The 15,776-nt window shown below is 62.7% G+C and carries 16 protein-coding genes; 9 read left to right on the top strand and 7 right to left on the bottom strand.

All coding sequences use genetic code 11. The annotated features are described in order from the left end of the window. Nucleotides 1-103 precede the first annotated feature (103 nt). The 3 genes from D0544_RS01210 to D0544_RS01200 form a co-directional block, all read right to left on the bottom strand. The gene (locus D0544_RS01210; protein ID WP_125014056.1) at nt 104-310 is read right to left on the bottom strand and encodes a cold-shock protein; all 207 of its coding nucleotides are present in this window, start codon (nt 308-310) and stop codon (nt 104-106) included. Between the two features lie 261 nt (nt 311-571). After that, nucleotides 572-985 (bottom strand): hypothetical protein, encoded by a 414-nt coding sequence (locus tag D0544_RS01205; RefSeq protein WP_125014054.1) that lies wholly within the window; start codon nt 983-985, stop codon nt 572-574. A gap of 10 nt (nt 986-995) precedes the next feature. Beyond that, nucleotides 996-1,382: a DOPA 4,5-dioxygenase family protein gene (locus tag D0544_RS01200; RefSeq protein WP_125014052.1), complete on the bottom strand. Its 387-nt coding sequence runs from the start codon at nt 1,380-1,382 to the stop codon at nt 996-998. A 413-nt stretch (nt 1,383-1,795) separates the two neighbouring features. Here D0544_RS01200 and D0544_RS01195 point away from each other — a divergent pair, with 413 nt between their 5' ends. Together D0544_RS01195 and D0544_RS01190 are read left to right on the top strand one after the other, a co-directional pair. Continuing rightward, entirely contained in the window at nt 1,796-2,269 is a 474-nt protein-coding gene (locus D0544_RS01195) for an Lrp/AsnC family transcriptional regulator (protein ID WP_125014051.1), read from the top strand. Nucleotides 2,270-2,278: 9 nt separating this feature from the next. Continuing rightward, a complete protein-coding gene (locus D0544_RS01190; protein ID WP_125014049.1) occupies nt 2,279-2,971 on the top strand; it encodes a Rossmann-fold NAD(P)-binding domain-containing protein in 693 nt (230 codons plus the stop codon). Between the two features lie 47 nt (nt 2,972-3,018). Here D0544_RS01190 and D0544_RS01185 read toward each other — a convergent pair whose 3' ends face one another. From D0544_RS01185 to D0544_RS01175, 3 genes are all read right to left on the bottom strand, one after another. Next, on the bottom strand, nt 3,019-4,209 hold the full coding sequence (locus D0544_RS01185; protein ID WP_125014047.1) for an aminotransferase-like domain-containing protein: 1,191 nt from the start codon (nt 4,207-4,209) through the stop codon (nt 3,019-3,021). Between the two features lie 164 nt (nt 4,210-4,373). Further along, nucleotides 4,374-5,366: a 23S rRNA (adenine(1618)-N(6))-methyltransferase RlmF gene (gene rlmF / locus D0544_RS01180; RefSeq protein WP_125014045.1), complete on the bottom strand. Its 993-nt coding sequence runs from the start codon at nt 5,364-5,366 to the stop codon at nt 4,374-4,376. Between the two features lie 14 nt (nt 5,367-5,380). Then, nucleotides 5,381-6,499 carry a PQQ-dependent sugar dehydrogenase gene (locus tag D0544_RS01175; RefSeq protein WP_125014043.1) on the bottom strand — a complete coding sequence of 373 codons (1,119 nt, stop codon included), beginning with the start codon at nt 6,497-6,499 and terminating at the stop codon, nt 5,381-5,383. Nucleotides 6,500-6,680: 181 nt separating this feature from the next. Here D0544_RS01175 and D0544_RS01170 point away from each other — a divergent pair, with 181 nt between their 5' ends. Both D0544_RS01170 and D0544_RS01165 read left to right on the top strand, forming a co-directional pair. Continuing rightward, complete coding sequence (locus tag D0544_RS01170; protein WP_125014041.1) at nt 6,681-7,130, top strand: hypothetical protein; 450 nt, start codon at nt 6,681-6,683, stop codon at nt 7,128-7,130. 102 nt (nt 7,131-7,232) lie between these two features. Then, complete coding sequence (locus D0544_RS01165; RefSeq protein WP_243647217.1) at nt 7,233-8,222, top strand: nucleoside recognition domain-containing protein; 990 nt, start codon at nt 7,233-7,235, stop codon at nt 8,220-8,222. 13 nt (nt 8,223-8,235) lie between these two features. On the opposite strand, the gene D0544_RS01160 is transcribed toward D0544_RS01165, so the two are convergent. Further along, complete coding sequence (locus D0544_RS01160) at nt 8,236-9,345, bottom strand: GGDEF domain-containing protein (RefSeq protein WP_125014039.1); 1,110 nt, start codon at nt 9,343-9,345, stop codon at nt 8,236-8,238. Between the two features lie 200 nt (nt 9,346-9,545). Between D0544_RS01160 and D0544_RS01155 the strand changes: the two genes are divergently transcribed. From D0544_RS01155 to D0544_RS01135, 5 genes are all read left to right on the top strand, one after another. Continuing rightward, complete coding sequence (locus D0544_RS01155) at nt 9,546-9,950, top strand: MerR family transcriptional regulator (RefSeq protein ID WP_125014037.1); 405 nt, start codon at nt 9,546-9,548, stop codon at nt 9,948-9,950. Nucleotides 9,951-10,094: 144 nt separating this feature from the next. Beyond that, on the top strand, nt 10,095-11,264 hold the full coding sequence (locus D0544_RS01150) for an isovaleryl-CoA dehydrogenase (RefSeq protein ID WP_125014035.1): 1,170 nt from the start codon (nt 10,095-10,097) through the stop codon (nt 11,262-11,264). A gap of 25 nt (nt 11,265-11,289) precedes the next feature. Then, the gene (locus D0544_RS01145; protein ID WP_125014033.1) at nt 11,290-12,897 is read left to right on the top strand and encodes a carboxyl transferase domain-containing protein; all 1,608 of its coding nucleotides are present in this window, start codon (nt 11,290-11,292) and stop codon (nt 12,895-12,897) included. Nucleotides 12,898-12,937: 40 nt separating this feature from the next. Next, the gene (locus D0544_RS01140; protein ID WP_125014031.1) at nt 12,938-13,744 is read left to right on the top strand and encodes an enoyl-CoA hydratase/isomerase family protein; all 807 of its coding nucleotides are present in this window, start codon (nt 12,938-12,940) and stop codon (nt 13,742-13,744) included. 6 nt (nt 13,745-13,750) lie between these two features. Further along, on the top strand, nt 13,751-15,772 hold the full coding sequence (locus tag D0544_RS01135) for an acetyl/propionyl/methylcrotonyl-CoA carboxylase subunit alpha (protein ID WP_125014029.1): 2,022 nt from the start codon (nt 13,751-13,753) through the stop codon (nt 15,770-15,772). The last annotated feature ends 4 nt before the right edge of the window (nt 15,773-15,776 follow it).

Below are 15,776 nucleotides of genomic sequence, written 5' to 3'. Positions count from 1 at the left end.
GCATACCGTACATCCTGTACATAAAAAAAGGCGACCCGGTTAGGGTCGCCTTTCTCTATAGCATCAAGCAGTGGGGGCCGTATCGCTACCGCCCCACAGTGGCTTACAGCGCTACGATGTTCTCGGCCTGGGGACCTTTCTGGCCCTGGGTCACGGTGAACTCAACACGCTGGCCTTCGACCAGGGTCTTGAAGCCAGAGCCGGAGATGGCGCTGAAGTGAGCAAACACGTCTGGACCAGACTCCTGCTCGATGAAGCCGAAGCCTTTAGATTCGTTGAACCACTTAACGGTACCGGTAGTAGTAGACATAGTCATATCCTGTAATTTATCAATGAGGTGTGCCTGCAAGAGGCGGGTGTAGCAGAAAAATAGGCTGAAACTTAGAAACTACAGGACGGGATGAATCACGAACGGGAGTAGATAAAAATTAGTCTTTCTTTCGAGCTGCGTGCACCATACAGCAGCCCCCATGGCGAGTCAAAGCATTTCGGAATTAGTTTTCACGCAATGGAAGTCGCCGAGCGCCGGTCATCCCGGGCTGCGCCCCGCTAGCGGGCTCTCGATAAGTCCCTAGCGAAACACCACATCGCTCGGCAACACATCCCACATCTTGGTATTGAAGTTGAAATGTGTGACGATCTCCCCGCTGGCGCGGCGGTAGTAGGTGGCCACGGCAAACAGCGGCGAGTTCTCGTAGTTCATGATGTAGTAGACCAGCCTTACCCGCGCCGTCAGCGGCTTTTCGTAGATGACATCAAACCCCTGGTAGGCCCCATAAAAGGATTCCACCTGGTGCAGCGACTGCGACTGGGCCAGCACCCCCGCTTCCCCCTCCATGGGAGAACCCTCCAGCAGGGCCGGGATAAAGGCATCGGCGCCCTGGGCCAGATAGGCCTTGGAAGCACGCTGCAGGGGCTCTCCGGCATCCAGCGCCTGGGCCAGACCGGCCATCAGGGAAAAAATAACACCCAACCACCATTTCATAACGACTCCTTCACTCTTTATGCTGATCCAATCCTGGGTCCGCTTCGGCGCCGAAGATCGACAACTTCAACGGCAACGGCTCCCCCAGCCAGTAGGCAAACTCGGTGTGATCCCTGAGGTCGTCCCCGGTCACGCCATGCACCAGCACCGAGAGCCCGTCTCGCTCAGCCTCCAGCCAGAAGATTACCCCATCGAACTGCTGCTGGTCGAAGCTGAGCTGGCAACTCCAGGCGCTGTGGGGCCCCACCAGGCGGCGGTGCAGGCGACCGACACTGAGGCCCGGCCGCTCGCGGGCCTGCTCGACCAGCCCACGGGCCAGGGCCTCGGTGCGGGCATCGAAATAGAGGTGGGCGTGGTAGCTCGCATGGCGATTGACTGGCCGCCGGAGTGGGCTCATCGGTTCTCTCCCTGCCGCTGACTTCAGGTCGTCATACTAACCGACCCCGTTGAGAGGGAACAGGCCCCGCGGCACTCAAGCCGGATACCGGCCAGGGGGCAAAAAAAAACGCCCCTCGGGGGACGTTCTCTGTGTTGAATTTCAGGCCTGCCGGTCCACCCCTGGTACGGGCTCCCTGTGACTGTCCGGGTAAGGACAACTCCCTTGTGCGCCCCGGTTCCTCTTGTAAAGGGGCCGGTCGCTTTCGGTGTCACAGGCCTTGTGCGTTACCACGGGGTTAGTATAACCATTTAAAAGCGATCAATGATTGCAAAAACACCCTTAAAAACCTCTGATAGCGCAATAAAAATCTAAACAAAAACAATAAAAAGCAATCTATAATAATTCTAAACTATCCCCAACCCGGAGACCCCATGAAACTGGACCGAATGGACAGGCGCATCCTGCAGGAGATGCAGCGCAACGGCCGTATCAGCAACCTCGAGCTGGCGGAGAAGATCGGCCTCTCCCCCTCCCCCTGCTCACGCCGGGTCAAGCAGCTGGAAGACTCGGGCATCATCGAGAAGCACGTCACCCTGCTCGACCGCTCCGCCCTCGGGCTCAAGCTCACCGCCTACATACAGGTGAGCATGGACCGGCACACGCCGGACCGCTTTGAGCAGTTTGAAAGCACCCTCGCCAAATGCCCCGAAGTCCTCGAATGCTGCCTGATCACCGGCCAGTCGGCCGACTACCTGGTCAAGGCGATCGTCGCTGACATGGACCACTATCAGGAGTTCCTGCTCAACACCCTGACCCGCATCAAGGGGGTCAGTGGCGTCCATTCAAGCTTCGTGATGCGCCGGGTGATCGACAAGACCGAACTGCCGCTGGACCATATTCGCTAGGAGCCCGCCATGACGGACACCGCCCCCTATAGCGCCCTGGTGGCGGGCGCCACCGGCGCCACCGGCCGATTGCTGGTCCAGCGCCTGCTGGAGGACCCCCACTGCCAGCGGCTTCACCTTATCCACTACCGCCCCACCGGCTTCACCGACCACCCCAAGGTCAGTGAGCACCTGCTCGCCATGGAGGACTTGGAAAACCTGGAGATCGAAGGCACCATCGAGCGAGTCTTCTGCTGCCTGGGGAGCACCCTCAAGCGGGCCGGGTCGGTCGCAGCCTTCGTGCGGGTGGACAGGGACTACGTCGTTGCGCTGGGTCGCTGGGCGCAACAGCAGCAGGTCGAGCAGTTCCACGTCATCAGCTCGCTGGGCAGCCGTGCCCGCTCCCCCAACTACTACAGCCGCACCAAAGGCGAGATGGAGCAGGCATTACGGGCACTTGCGTTACCGGCACTGGCGATCTATCACCCCTCCATGCTGCACGCCCATCGCGACCCACCCCGACTGAACGAGACCCTCAGCTTTCCTCTGGTCCGTCTGTTGTGCCGGCTGCCGGGGTTGCGCCGCTTTCGCCCCCTGCCGGTGGAGGACCTGGCGGCAGCCATGCACCGCCAGTCACAGCAGGCCTTTCAAGGAACGGTGGTAATCCGTTCCGAATCGATGCAGGGGGCCGCGCGCAGCAACCCTCCCCCAACGGAGGCGTGAACCCAGCCTCCTTGCCTTTTTTTAGCCAACGCCCTCCCGGCAGGCTCTCAGGAGGCCTCTCCCAGCATTTTTTTGATGGCCAGCCCCAGCCGTTCTATGCCCACCTCTATGGTGGCGGCATCCACACAGGAGAAGCTCAGGCGCAGGGTCGAGTGGCTTTGCTGGTCGGTGTAAAAGGGATCTCCGGGCACAAACACCACCTGCTGTTTTACCGCCTCCTCAAATAGCGCCATCGCTGACAGTTTGCCCGGCAGGGTCACCCACAGGAACATCCCACCATCGGGACGGGTATAACGCACCGAGGAGGGAAAATGACGATCCATCGCCTCCATCATGGCGCGACACTGGTCGCCGTAGGCATCCACGATGGTGGCAATATGCGCGTCGATATCATTATCCATCAGGTACTGATGGACGATGCACTGGGTAAAGTGGCTGGTATGAAGGTCCGTCGCCTGCTTGGCCACCAACAGCTTCTGCATCAACGCCTCCGGCGCCACCAGCCAGCCCAGGCGGAAGCCGGGAATCACGCATTTGGAGAAGGAGCCCAGCAGCACCGTCTGCCCGGGCAGCAGCTCATAGAAGGAGCGCGCCGGAGTCCCCGAGAAGCGCAGGTCGCCGTAGGGGTTATCCTCGACCAGCACACATCTCTTGCCCCGCAACCGCTGCGCCACCGCCTCGCGATTGGCATCGCTGTAACTGATGCCCGCCGGATTCTGGAAGTTGGGCACGCTGTAGGCCAGCTTGGGGTTACCTCGGGCCAGCTGGTGGTCCAGCTCCTCCAGCACCATTCCCTGCTCATCCACCGCCACGTTCATAAACTCGGGCCGGTAGATGGAGAACGCCTGGATCGCTCCAAGATAGCCTGGCGCCTCCATCAGCACCCCCTCACCCTCGTTGAGCAGCACTTTACCAAGCAGGTCGAGCCCCTGCTGGGAGCCGCTGGTGATCAGGATCGATTCGGGGGAGATCTCCAGCCCCTGGGTCTTCCGGTAGCGCTCAGCGATCCATTGGCGCAGGGGAAGGAAGCCCTCGGAGTTGCTGTACTGAAACAGATCCCGACCGTAGCGCTCGAACACTTGCTGGGTCGCCCGCTGCAGCTCCTCTGCGGGGAAGAACTGGCGATTCGGCAGCCCCCCGGCAAAGGAGATGATGGTCGGGTCGATCGCGACCTTGAGAATTTCGCGGATAAAGGAGCGCGGCACATCACTGATGCGGTCGGAAAAAAAACTGTCCATAACGGGATAACACTCTCCGGGTTGAGGTTAAGCGCCCCCTCCTGGCCAGCCGGGTGCGTGGCTCAGAGCGAGGAAAGAAAGGCTGCAATGTAGCAGGTTTATCGGGCTTCGTCCCACTCGACAAAAGGGGCAGTCAACGCGCCTCGATTCACCTGCAGGAGGGGCTATCCGCTTGCCTGCAGCGACTCCCGAACCCAGTCGCGCTGCTGCTCGGGGGTCAGGAAACTCCAGGCTAACAGGCGACTCTGTTTCTGCCCCTGCCCCATGGGAATCACCTCCAGCTGGCGGACACCCTCGGCCCGCAGCTGGCGCTTGAGGGGGTGCAAGTTGTCGCCGTTGGAGACCAGGCTGGAAAACCAGCAGAGCCGTTCGCCGAACGCCCGGCTTTCGGTGATCATCTGCTGCAGGAATCGGCGCTCCCCACCGGGGCACCAGAGTTCGGCTCGCTGCCCGCCGAAGTTACGCCGGGCCGGGCTCCCGCGCTCACCCCGATGGCGGGCCAGGTTGTCGCGCTTGCGCTGGTTGGCGGCGCGGGCCTGCGCCTCGGATGCATAAAAAGGAGGGTTGCACAGGCTCAGGTGAAAGCGCTGACCCGACGCCAGCAGCCCCTCGAAAATCGCCCCCTCCCGCTGCAATACCAGCTCGATATTACCCCGCACCAAGGGGTTGGCCTCCACAATCGCCTGCGCCGCCGCGATCGATACCGGATCGATGTCGCTGCCGGTCACCCGCCAGCCATAGCTGCGGTTGGCGAGCAGGGGGTAGATACAGTTGGCGCCGGTACCTATATCCAGCACCCGTATCCGCCGGCCTGTGGGGGGTGTGCCATCGCAACTGCGCGCCAGCAGGTCGGCGGCATGATGCACCAGGTCCGCCCGCCCGGGGATCGGCGGACAGAGATAGCCCGGTGGCAGTTGCCAATGCTGAATCCCGTAATAGTGGGCCAGTAGCGCCTGGTTGAGGCAGCGCACCGCATCGGCATCGGAGAAATCGATGGTGGTCTCACCACGGGGGTTGCGGGTGAGATGGGCGGCCAGTTCCCCACTGTGGTTAACCAGCACCGCCAGGTCGTAGCGCCCCTGGTGCAGATTGCGGGGATGCAGACCTGCGCCACCCGCCGAGCGGGCGGGCTTGGGTTTATGCGGAGGGCGGGGCATGGTGATCCGCCCGTTCAGGGCTTGGGCACCACACGATAGAGGGTGCCGTTGCTGCTGTCACTGATCAGGTAAAGACGGCCATCGGGCCCGCTGCGCACATCGCGAATGCGCTCCCCCAGCTCGGTAAACAACGGCTGCTGACCCACTACGCGCCCCTGGTCCAGCTCCACCAGGCGCACCTGCCGACCGGCCAGGGCCCCCACCAGCAGGTCACCCTGCCACTGGGGGAACTCGTTGCCACGGTAGATGGTCACCCCGGAGGGGGCAATGGAGGGGGTCCAGTAGATCAGCGGCTGCTCCATCCCCTCGTACTCGGTGTAGGGGCTGATGGTGGCGCCGGAGTAATCTCGCCCGTAGGTGATCACGGGCCAGCCGTAGTTGTTGCCCGGCTCCAGGATATTGATCTCGTCTCCCCCCTTGGGGCCGTGTTCGTGCAGGTAGAGGGTGCCCGACTCCTCATCGTAGAGCAGCCCCTGGGGGTTGCGGTGACCGTAGCTATAGATCTCCCCACGGGCATCCGCCTGCCCCACAAAGGGGTTATCGGCGGGAATGGAGCCGTCATCGTTGAGGCGCACCACCTTGCCCAGCAGGCTATCCAGCTTCTGCGCCTGCTCGCGGTAGTCGAAACCATCGCCAGTGGTCAGCAGCAGGGTACCATCGGGCATAAAGGCGAGCCGGCCACCGTAGTGTACCGGTGTGTCTTTCAGCGGCTCCACGGTGAAGAGCACCTCCAGGTCACGCAGGGCGTTGCCTTCAAGGCGAGCCCGCGCCAGGCGGGTGCCGTTGGCGTCACCGTCGCCCCAGGCGTAGCTCAGGTAGATGAGACCGTTGTTGGCAAAATCGGGATGGGGAACGGCTTCGAAGAGACCGCCCTGGCTGCGGTCAAACACCCGCGGCACCCCCCGCACGGGCGCCGAATCCATGATGCCGCTGGCACTGATCATCCGAAGGCGGCCAGCCCGTTCGGTCACCAGCATCCGCCCATCGGGAAGGAAGGAGAGGGACCAGGGGTGGTCGAGCCCATCGGCCACCACCTGCAATTCATACTTGACCTCATCTGCAGCCCACAGCAGGCTACTGACCAGTCCTGTTAACAGGGCAAGGTGTCGCAAAGCGGTTGCTGTGGCGGACATGAAAGGTCTCCTGAAAGCTAAAGGTGGGCATAGGGGGGCGCTTAACAGGCCAATAATGCCAGAGCGCACCCGCTTCGACTACCGTTTTACCCCCACAGGCCGGGCCGGACGCGAGGGGCAGTACTTGGCATCGCGCCGGCGCTGTGGCTGAATGAAGTAACTCACCCGATGGAGCCAACCCGTGACACCTCGCCGCCGATCCCTGCTTGCCTTTGTAGCCGCTGCCCTGTGCGCCATTGTGCTGGCCAGCGTCAGCCACAGCCAGTTTGTGCTCAACCGGCTGGCGAACCTGGGGGTGGTGATCCCGGCCGATGTGAGGGCACTCGTCTCCCTTGATGACCTGCTGGGGCTGCTGCCCAGCTACGGGGTGGTGATCACCCTGGGGCTGGGGCTGGCCTTCGCCCTCACCGCCTGGCTGCTGCGCCGCGGGCTGGGCACCCCTGCCCTGCTCTACCCGCTGGCGGGGGCGGTCGCCTTTGCGGCCATGCTGCTGCTGATGCATCCGATCCTGGAGATCACCCTGATCGCCGGCGCCCGCAGCGCAGGCGGATTTATTGGCCAGTGCCTGGCGGGGGCGGTGGCCGGCGGGCTCTTTGCGGCCCTCAACCGCGCGCCCAACCGCAAGCCCTGACGGCCTCGAGACTGAGCTATAGCACCCTGTTTCGCCCCCACGTGACTCGCTATTAACCGCATACTCGCTATACTGGCGCCTTTTTCGCCAGCAGGGCCCCCAGTGAACCGCATCGACCTCAAACGCCTGCCCCGACAGCTAGGGGACCACTGCCTCGAGATTCTTCGGGTTTACTGGGTGCTGGTAAAGGTGATGCTGCCCGCCGTTGTGCTGGTTAAACTGCTCGACAGCCTGGGGGCTACCCAGTGGCTGGGCAAGCTGCTCTCCCCCTTGATGTCACTGGTGGGCCTGCCCGCCGAGATGGGTCTGGTGTGGGCGGCGGCCATTCTGACCAACCTCTATACCGCCATGGTGGTGTTCTATGAGCTGTCCGCCGGCCACAGCCTGAGCGTGGCTCAGGTGAGCGTACTGGGCCTCCTGATACTGGTGGCCCACTCGCTGCCTACCGAAGGAGCGGTGGCTAAACTGGTGGGGGTACGTTGGCGCATCACACTGGTGTTACGCCTGGGGGGCGCCTTCCTGCTCGCGGTACTGGTCCATCAGCTCTACCGCCTCGGCGACTGGCAGCAGCAGCCAGCCCAGATGTTGTGGCGCCCGGCCTCAAGCGATCCCGGGTTAGCGGCCTGGATACTCGACCAGCTGCTGCTGTTCGCCACCATCCTGCTGGTCATCAGCGCGCTCATGAGTCTCCTGCGCCTGCTGCGCTGGCTGGGCATCGAACGCCTGATGCACTGGCTGCTGGCGCCGTTACTGAGGGTGCTGCAGGTGGGGCGTGAGGCAACCAACGTCACCATTATTGGCATCACCCTGGGGCTCAGCTTTGGTGCGGGGCTGCTGGTTGCGGAAGCCCGCAGCGGGCAGATCAGCAAACGCGATATGGTGCTAACGATCTGTTTTCTGGGGCTGGCCCACAGCCTGATCGAAGACACCCTGCTGGTGCTGCTGCTGGGGGCTGATCTCTACGCCATCCTCTGGGCCCGCTTTGCCTTTGCCGTACTGGTGATGGCCCTGATTGCCCGCCTCTGGCGCGCCACACCCCCACGTACCCGGGCGGTCAGGTCACCCCTGGAGAGCAAGAAGCCTGTCGCTTGACCGGCGTTCAGGGTCAGTAAGCGATCGCTTCGGTCACCACGCAGTTACGTCCCTGGCGCTTACCCCGATAAAGCGCGTTGTCGGCTTCGCGCAACGCCTCATCGAAGCTGCGTTCGGCATCCATCACCGCCATGCCGATGGAGATGGTGACGCGAAACGCATGCCCTTCAAACTGGACCTCGGTCGCCTCCACCTGCTCGCGCACCCGCTCCAGCACCCGCAACGCCTCCTCCGCGGAGCTGTAGCTGAGCAGGAAAATAAACTCCTCTCCCCCCCAGCGCCCGACCCGGTCCACCTCCCGTATCGAGTGTTGCAGCACCTGCGCTACCTTCTGCAGGATGGCGTCGCCGCAGGCATGACCGTAGCGGTCGTTGACCGCCTTGAAGTGGTCGATGTCGGCAATCGCCACCACCCCCTGAAAGAGCCCGCTGCGCTGCGCCTCGGTAATAATGCGGCGCCGGTTGGGCAGCTGGGTTAACAGGTCGGTATTGGCCAGATGGGCCAGGTCCCGAGCCTGGCGCTCGATGCGACCGCCTTGCAATATCAGCTGCCCATGGAACAGGGTGGAGAGGGCATAGAGCAGCAACACAAAACTGACCAGGTTCAACAGAAACATCACCCGCAGCTGCTCAGCGGGCAGTGTGACCGCTGCGATCTCGGGGGTACAGAAACTATCGAGCAGCACGAACAGAAGGGTCGACACCACCAGGAACAGGTAGCGCAGCCAGCGCAGCTGGTTGGAAAAGACCAGGAAGGTGAGCACACCGCTACTGAGCAGAAACAGGTGCATCCCCGAGTCGGCACTGATCATGTAAGTGACCCCCGGCACCTGGATCATCATCGGCACCCCAAGGGAGAGCAGGGCCGCGCTGAGGTAGTGACGGCGGTAGTTGGCCAGCAGGGCCAGCAGAAAACCAAGAATACTGAGGCCGTGCACCATCATCACCGGGCGCATGCGCTCGGCATCGGTCAACAGGTAGAGCATCTGATACGCCAGGGTCACCAACAGCACCAGCAACATAAACTGGTTGATCACCACCACCCGTTCCCGAGCGGGCGATGCGAGGCCGCGGGCGCCAATCAGGCTCCCCCGTAACCACCATGCATAAAGTATCCGCCGCACGCCTTCGCTCCCTCAAGGCTTCGCTGTTAGTGTACACCGCAAACGGCTCACCGACGCCTCCATTTGATAAATATCAAAACAACACTCGAGAGTGCCACAGGCCGCCGGTTTGGCGAGCAGTGACCCGCCCCGCCTTTTTTACCTTTACGTTAACGTAAAGCAGCCCTAGAATGGGTTGATCTCCCTAGCAGGCGACCCCAATGACCACAGCCAAGCGCCCCACTACCTACAGCATCTCCGAGCTGGCCAAAGAGTTCGATATTACCACCCGTACCATCCGTTTCTACGAGGACAAGGGGCTGATGAGCCCCGAGCGACGCGGGCAGACCCGAATCTACTCCCCCGCCGACCGCACCAAGCTGAAGCTGATCCTGCGGGGTAAACGGCTCGGCCTGAGCCTGGAGGAGAGCCGGGATATTATCGGAATGTACAGCCCCGGGCAGAGCAACGAACAGCAGCTCAAAACCCTGGTTGAGCGCATTCGCGGGCGCAAGGAGACCCTTGAGCAGCAGCTGCACGATATCGAGGTGATGATGCTGGACCTGCAGGAGTCGGAGCAGCGCTGCCTGGATGCCCTGCGCGAGCTGGGGGTTGAGACGGTCTAAGGGGGGGCCAGCCAAGGCGCCCCCGGCGGAAACATCGCCAAGCAACCACCCGGCACAACAAACCATAACCAAACAAACAATAACCAAACACACCACTCGACTGTGGAGACCGGAGTCTCCGGACTCCCGCAAGGAGACACCACCATGAACGTTGGCTACCCCACCCTCAACTTCGACCTGGGCGAAGAGATCGACATGCTGCGCGATGCGGTTTACCAGTTCAGCCAGGCCGAACTGGCCCCCCGCGCTGACGCGATCGACCGTGACAACGAGTTTCCGATGGATATGTGGCGCAAGTTCGGCGACATGGGGCTGTTGGGGATCACCGTTTCGGAGGAGTACGGCGGCAGCAACATGGGTTACCTGGCCCACACCGTGGCAATGGAGGAGATCTCCCGCGCGTCCGCCTCGGTCGGTCTCTCCTACGGCGCCCACTCCAACCTCTGCGTCAACCAGATCTTCAAGAACGGCAGCGAGGAGCAGAAGCGCAAGTACCTGCCCAAGCTCTGCTCCGGCGAACACATCGGTGCGCTGGCGATGTCCGAGCCCAACGCCGGTAGCGACGTGGTGAGCATGAAGCTGCGCGCCGAACGCCAGGGGGATCATTACCTGCTTAATGGCAACAAGATGTGGATCACCAACGGGCCCGACGCCAACACCTACGTCATCTACGCCAAGACCGACACCAGCAAGGGGGCCTGGGGGATGACCGCCTTTATCGTCGAGCGCGACTTCCCCGGCTTCAGTCGACACCAGAAGCTCGACAAGCTCGGCATGCGTGGCTCCAATACCTGCGAGCTGGTGTTCCAGGATTGCAAGGTGCCGGTGGAGAACATCCTCGGCAAGGAGGGTGAGGGGGTCAAGGTGCTGATGAGTGGCCTCGACTACGAGCGCACCGTGCTTTCCGGTGGTCCCGTGGGGATCATGCAGGCCTGCCTCGATGTGGTGGTTCCCTACGTCCACGACCGCAAGCAGTTTGGCCAGTCGATCGGGGAGTTCCAGCTGATGCAGGGCAAGGTGGCTGATATGTACACCGAGCTGAGCGCCTCCCGGGCCTACCTCTATGCGGTGGCCAAGGCCTGCGACCGCGGCCAGGAGTCCCGCAAGGACGCCGCCGCCGTTATCCTCTACACCGCCGAGCGGGCCACCCAGATGGCGCTGCAGGCGATCCAGGCCCTGGGGGGCAACGGCTACATCAATGAATTCCCTACCGGCCGGCTGCTGCGCGATGCCAAACTCTACGAGATCGGCGCCGGCACCAGCGAGATTCGTCGCATGCTGATCGGCCGCGAACTCTTTAACGAAACCAAGTAACACAGCCAGTCGGGGAGCCGTTACCATGACGATACTGACATCCGGCATCAACACGCGCAGCGAAGCGTTTGCCAACAACCGCGAGCATATGCAGTCGCAGGTGGATGACCTCAAGGCGAAACTCGACGCGATCGCCCTCGGCGGTGGGGAAAAAGCCAGGCAGCGTCACCTCGCAAGAGGCAAGCTGCTACCTAGGGAGCGGGTCAATGCCCTGCTCGACCCAGGCACCCCGTTTCTTGAACTGTCGCAACTGGCCGCCTTTGAGGTCTACCCCGAGCCGGTGCCGGGGGCCGGTATCATCACCGGCATCGGCCGGGTCAGCGGCCAGGAGTGCATGATCGTGGCCAACGATGCCACGGTCAAAGGCGGCACCTACTACCCCCTGACCGTGAAAAAGCACCTGCGTGCCCAGGCCATCGCCCGCGAGAACAACCTCCCCTGCATCTACCTGGTGGACTCCGGTGGTGCCAACCTGCCCCAGCAGGATGAGGTATTCCCCGACCGCGAACATTTCGGGCGCATCTTCTTCAACCAGGCCAATATGTCCGCCCAGGCGATTCCCCAGATCGCGGTGGTCATGGGCTCCTGTACCGCCGGTGGTGCCTACGTGCCGGCGATGGCCGATGAGTCGATCATCGTGCGCGAGCAGGGCACCATCTTCCTCGGCGGGCCACCGCTGGTGAAAGCGGCCACCGGAGAGGTGGTGAGCGCCGAGGATCTCGGGGGGGCGGATGTCCACTGCCGTACCTCGGGGGTGGCTGACCACTACGCACAGAACGATCACCACGCCCTGCACCTCGCGCGCCAGGCGGTGTCGCGCCTCAACCGGGTCAAACCCCTGCAGGCGGATATCGCCGAGGTGGTCGACCCCCTTTACGACAGTAGCGAGCTCTACGGCATCATCCCCAGGGATACCCGCCAACCCTACGATGTGCGCGAGGTGATTGCCCGCCTGGTGGACGGCTCCGAGCTGGATGAGTTCAAGGCGCTGTTCGGCACCACACTGGTGTGCGGCTTCGCCCGCATCTTTGGCTACCCGGTGGGCATCGTTGCCAACAACGGCATCCTGTTCAGCGAATCGGCCCAGAAGGGGGCTCACTTTATTGAGCTCTGTGCCCAGCGCAAGATTCCCCTGCTGTTTTTGCAGAACATCACCGGCTTCATGGTGGGTTCCCAGTACGAACAGGGCGGTATCGCCAAGCACGGCGCCAAGATGGTGACCGCAGTGGCCAGCGCCCGGGTACCCAAGTTTACGGTGCTGATCGGCGGTTCCTTCGGCGCCGGCAACTACGGAATGTGTGGCCGCGCCTACGATCCCCGCTTTCTGTTCATGTGGCCCAACGCGCGAATCTCGGTGATGGGCGGAGAGCAGGCTGCCGGGGTGCTGGCGCAGGTTAAACGGGACCAGAAGGAGGGGGCCGGTGAATCCTGGAGCCAGGAGGCCGAGACTGCCTTCAAGCAACCGATCATCGACACCTACGAGAAGCAGGGCCACCCCTATTTTGCCTCGGCCCGACTGTGGGACGACGGCGTAATCGATCCGGCAGACACCCGCATGGTGCTGGGCTTGTCGATCTCGGCGGCAATGAACCAGACCATCGAAGAGACCCGCTTCGGCATTTTCCGCATGTGACCCTGCATGGAGTTATCTGCGAACAATATGAGTAACCATTATGTCTAGCAACCCGACTTCCTGCACCGCCGTCACCTGCTCCATCGATGAGCGGGGAGTGGCCACCGTTACCCTTAATAACCCGGACAAACACAACGCCTTTGACGACGCCATGATCGCCGCCCTCAGTGACCACTTCCACACACTGGCACAGGATAACGGAGTTCGTGTGGTGGTACTGGCCTCCTGCGGCCGCAGTTTCTCTGCCGGAGCCGACCTCAACTGGATGAAGCGCATGGCCAGCTACAGTTTTGAGGAGAACCTGCGCGATGCCAATGCGCTGGCCAATATGCTGCAAACGCTCAACACCCTGCCCAAGCCCACCATCGCACGGGTACAGGGTGCCGCCTTTGGCGGTGCTGTCGGCCTGGTCAGCTGCTGCGACATGGCGGTCGCCTCCAGTCGTGCCAGCTTCTGCCTCAGCGAGGTGCGCATCGGGCTGGTCCCGGCCACCATCTCCCCCTACGTCATCAACGCCATCGGCCAACGCGCCGCACGCCGCTACTTCACCACCGCCGAACGCTTCAGCGCACAGCGCGCCCAGACGCTGGGGCTGGTCAGCGAGGTGGTGGACGAGGAGGAGCTGGACACCGAGCTGGAGCGGCTGCTGACGCAGCTACTGGGCAATGGACCCCGCGCTGTTGCCCTCGCCAAGGAGCTGCTGTTCGATGTATCGGGTCGCCCCATTGACGACGAGGTGATCGCCGACACCTGCGAACGCATTGCCAGCATTCGTGTATCCGAGGAGGGACAGGCTGGACTGGGTGCGTTTCTCGACAAGCAATCGCCGCCCTGGATCAAGGAGTAAATCACCATGTTCAATAAGATACTGATTGCCAACCGGGGAGAGATCGCCTGCCGGGTGATCCGTACAGCGCGGCGGATGGGGATCGCCACGGTGGCAGTCTACAGCGACGCCGACCGTAACGCCCTGCACGTGACCATGGCGGATGAAGCGATCCACATTGGCGGTTCCCCTTCACGGGAGTCTTACCTGCTCGGCGAACGTGTGATTGAGGCCGCCCGCCGCACCGGTGCCCAGGCGATCCATCCGGGCTACGGCTTCCTGTCGGAGAATGCAGAATTCTGTAACGCCTGTAAGCGAGAAAATATCGTCTTTATCGGACCACCGGTTAAAGCGATCAAGGCGATGGGTTCGAAGTCAGCGGCTAAACAGATTATGGAGGCGGCCGGTGTACCGCTGGTTCCCGGCTACCACGGCGATGACCAGGACCCTGCCGTCCTCAGGCAGGCCAGCGATTCCATGGGTTACCCGGTGCTGCTCAAAGCCACTGCCGGAGGGGGCGGCAAGGGGATGCGCCAGGTGTGGCGCGCCGAGGAGTTCGACGAGGCCCTGGCCGCCGCCAAACGCGAAGCCCTCAACGCCTTTGGCGATGAGCGCATGCTGGTGGAAAAATACCTCACCCAGCCCCGCCACGTAGAGATCCAGGTGTTCTGCGACCAGCAGGGCAGAGCCGTTTACCTGTTCGAGCGGGACTGCTCGGTGCAGCGCCGCCACCAGAAGGTAATCGAGGAGGCACCGGCGCCGGGAATGAGCCAGGCCCTGCGCCAGCAGATGGGTGAGGCTGCCATTCGCGCCGCCCAGGCGATCGACTACGAGGGAGCCGGTACCGTCGAGTTCCTGCTCGATAGCGATGGTTCCTTCTACTTTATGGAGATGAACACCCGCCTGCAGGTGGAACATCCGGTGACCGAAATGATCACCGGCCAGGACTTGGTGGAATGGCAGCTGCGGGTCGCCAGCGGTGAGCACCTGCCCTGCCCGCAGGAGCAGCTTGAGATCCGCGGGCACGCCTTCGAAGCACGCATCTACGCCGAGGACCCGGACAACGACTTCCTGCCGGTAACCGGCACCCTGCGTTTCTTGCAGCCCCCCGCCACCGGCCACCATGTGCGGGTCGATACCGGCGTTCGTCAGGGGGACGAAGTGAGCGTTTTTTACGACCCCATGATCGCCAAGCTGGTGGTTTGGGATGAGGATCGTGAGCGGGCTTTAACGCGCCTGACACGGGCATTGGCCGAGTACCGCATCAGCGGCATGACCACTAACCTCGAGTTTCTCTACAACCTCGCCAACTGCCCGGCCTTCCGTGCGGCCGAGCTCGATACCGGCTTTATCGACAAACACCACGCTGAGATCTTCCTCGAGGGGGAGGAGCGGCTAGCCCGCGACCTGCCCCTGGCCGCGCTCTACCTGGTACTGCGCCAACAACAGCAGGCCGAGCAGGCGGCCCGCCACTCACGGGACCCCTTCTCCCCCTGGCACCAGACACAGGGCTGGCGACTCAACGCCCCCAGCCAGCGCCACTTCAGCCTGCTGCTGCACGAGCAGGCCTATCCGCTGGTGGTCGAGGAGCGCCGCTCGGGTGCCGCCTGCGGCTACCGCATCGAGGGAGCGGGTACCGTCTATTGCCAGGATGCCCGCGGGCGGCTGGAGGGTAGCCAGCTGCGCGCCAACCTCGATGGCTACCAGCTCAACGCCACCGTCAGTGAGCACGATGGCATCATCAGCCTCTACACTGCCGACAGCGCCCTCAGCTTCCGCCTGCAGCGCCCCGACCTGGGGGAGCAGCAGGATGCCGGTAGTGCCGGCGCCCTCAACGCCCCCATGAACGGCACCGTCGTCGCCCTGCTGGTGGAGCCCGGCAGCAAGGTCGCCAAGGGCGATGCCCTGCTGGTGATGGAGGCGATGAAGATGGAACACAGCCTACGCGCCCCCGCCGACGGACGGGTGGTCTCCTTCTATTACCAGGCCGGCGATCTGGTGGACGGTGGCCGCGAGCTGCTAGAGTTCGAGCAAGACCATGAAGCCTGACCCG

The organism is Aestuariirhabdus litorea (genome assembly GCF_003864255.1).
GTDB lineage: Bacteria > Pseudomonadota > Gammaproteobacteria > Pseudomonadales > Aestuariirhabdaceae > Aestuariirhabdus > Aestuariirhabdus litorea.
The sequence above is the reverse complement of the archived record's forward strand: the minus strand, read 5'-3'. Positions and strand labels throughout refer to the sequence as shown.

What these genes read in the sequence shown, in the direction of transcription:
- D0544_RS01210 (WP_125014056.1), bottom strand. Translation starts at nt 310, where the DNA reads ATGTCTACTACTACCGGTACCGTTAAGTGGTTCAACGAATCTAAAGGC.
- D0544_RS01205 (WP_125014054.1), bottom strand. Translation starts at nt 985, where the DNA reads ATGAAATGGTGGTTGGGTGTTATTTTTTCCCTGATGGCCGGTCTGGCC.
- D0544_RS01200 (WP_125014052.1), bottom strand. Translation starts at nt 1,382, where the DNA reads ATGAGCCCACTCCGGCGGCCAGTCAATCGCCATGCGAGCTACCACGCC.
- D0544_RS01195 (WP_125014051.1), top strand. Translation starts at nt 1,796, where the DNA reads ATGAAACTGGACCGAATGGACAGGCGCATCCTGCAGGAGATGCAGCGC.
- D0544_RS01190 (WP_125014049.1), top strand. Translation starts at nt 2,279, where the DNA reads ATGACGGACACCGCCCCCTATAGCGCCCTGGTGGCGGGCGCCACCGGC.
- D0544_RS01185 (WP_125014047.1), bottom strand. Translation starts at nt 4,209, where the DNA reads ATGGACAGTTTTTTTTCCGACCGCATCAGTGATGTGCCGCGCTCCTTT.
- rlmF (WP_125014045.1), bottom strand. Translation starts at nt 5,366, where the DNA reads ATGCCCCGCCCTCCGCATAAACCCAAGCCCGCCCGCTCGGCGGGTGGC.
- D0544_RS01175 (WP_125014043.1), bottom strand. Translation starts at nt 6,499, where the DNA reads ATGTCCGCCACAGCAACCGCTTTGCGACACCTTGCCCTGTTAACAGGA.
- D0544_RS01155 (WP_125014037.1), top strand. Translation starts at nt 9,546, where the DNA reads ATGACCACAGCCAAGCGCCCCACTACCTACAGCATCTCCGAGCTGGCC.
- D0544_RS01150 (WP_125014035.1), top strand. Translation starts at nt 10,095, where the DNA reads ATGAACGTTGGCTACCCCACCCTCAACTTCGACCTGGGCGAAGAGATC.
- D0544_RS01145 (WP_125014033.1), top strand. Translation starts at nt 11,290, where the DNA reads ATGACGATACTGACATCCGGCATCAACACGCGCAGCGAAGCGTTTGCC.
- D0544_RS01140 (WP_125014031.1), top strand. Translation starts at nt 12,938, where the DNA reads ATGTCTAGCAACCCGACTTCCTGCACCGCCGTCACCTGCTCCATCGAT.
- D0544_RS01135 (WP_125014029.1), top strand. Translation starts at nt 13,751, where the DNA reads ATGTTCAATAAGATACTGATTGCCAACCGGGGAGAGATCGCCTGCCGG.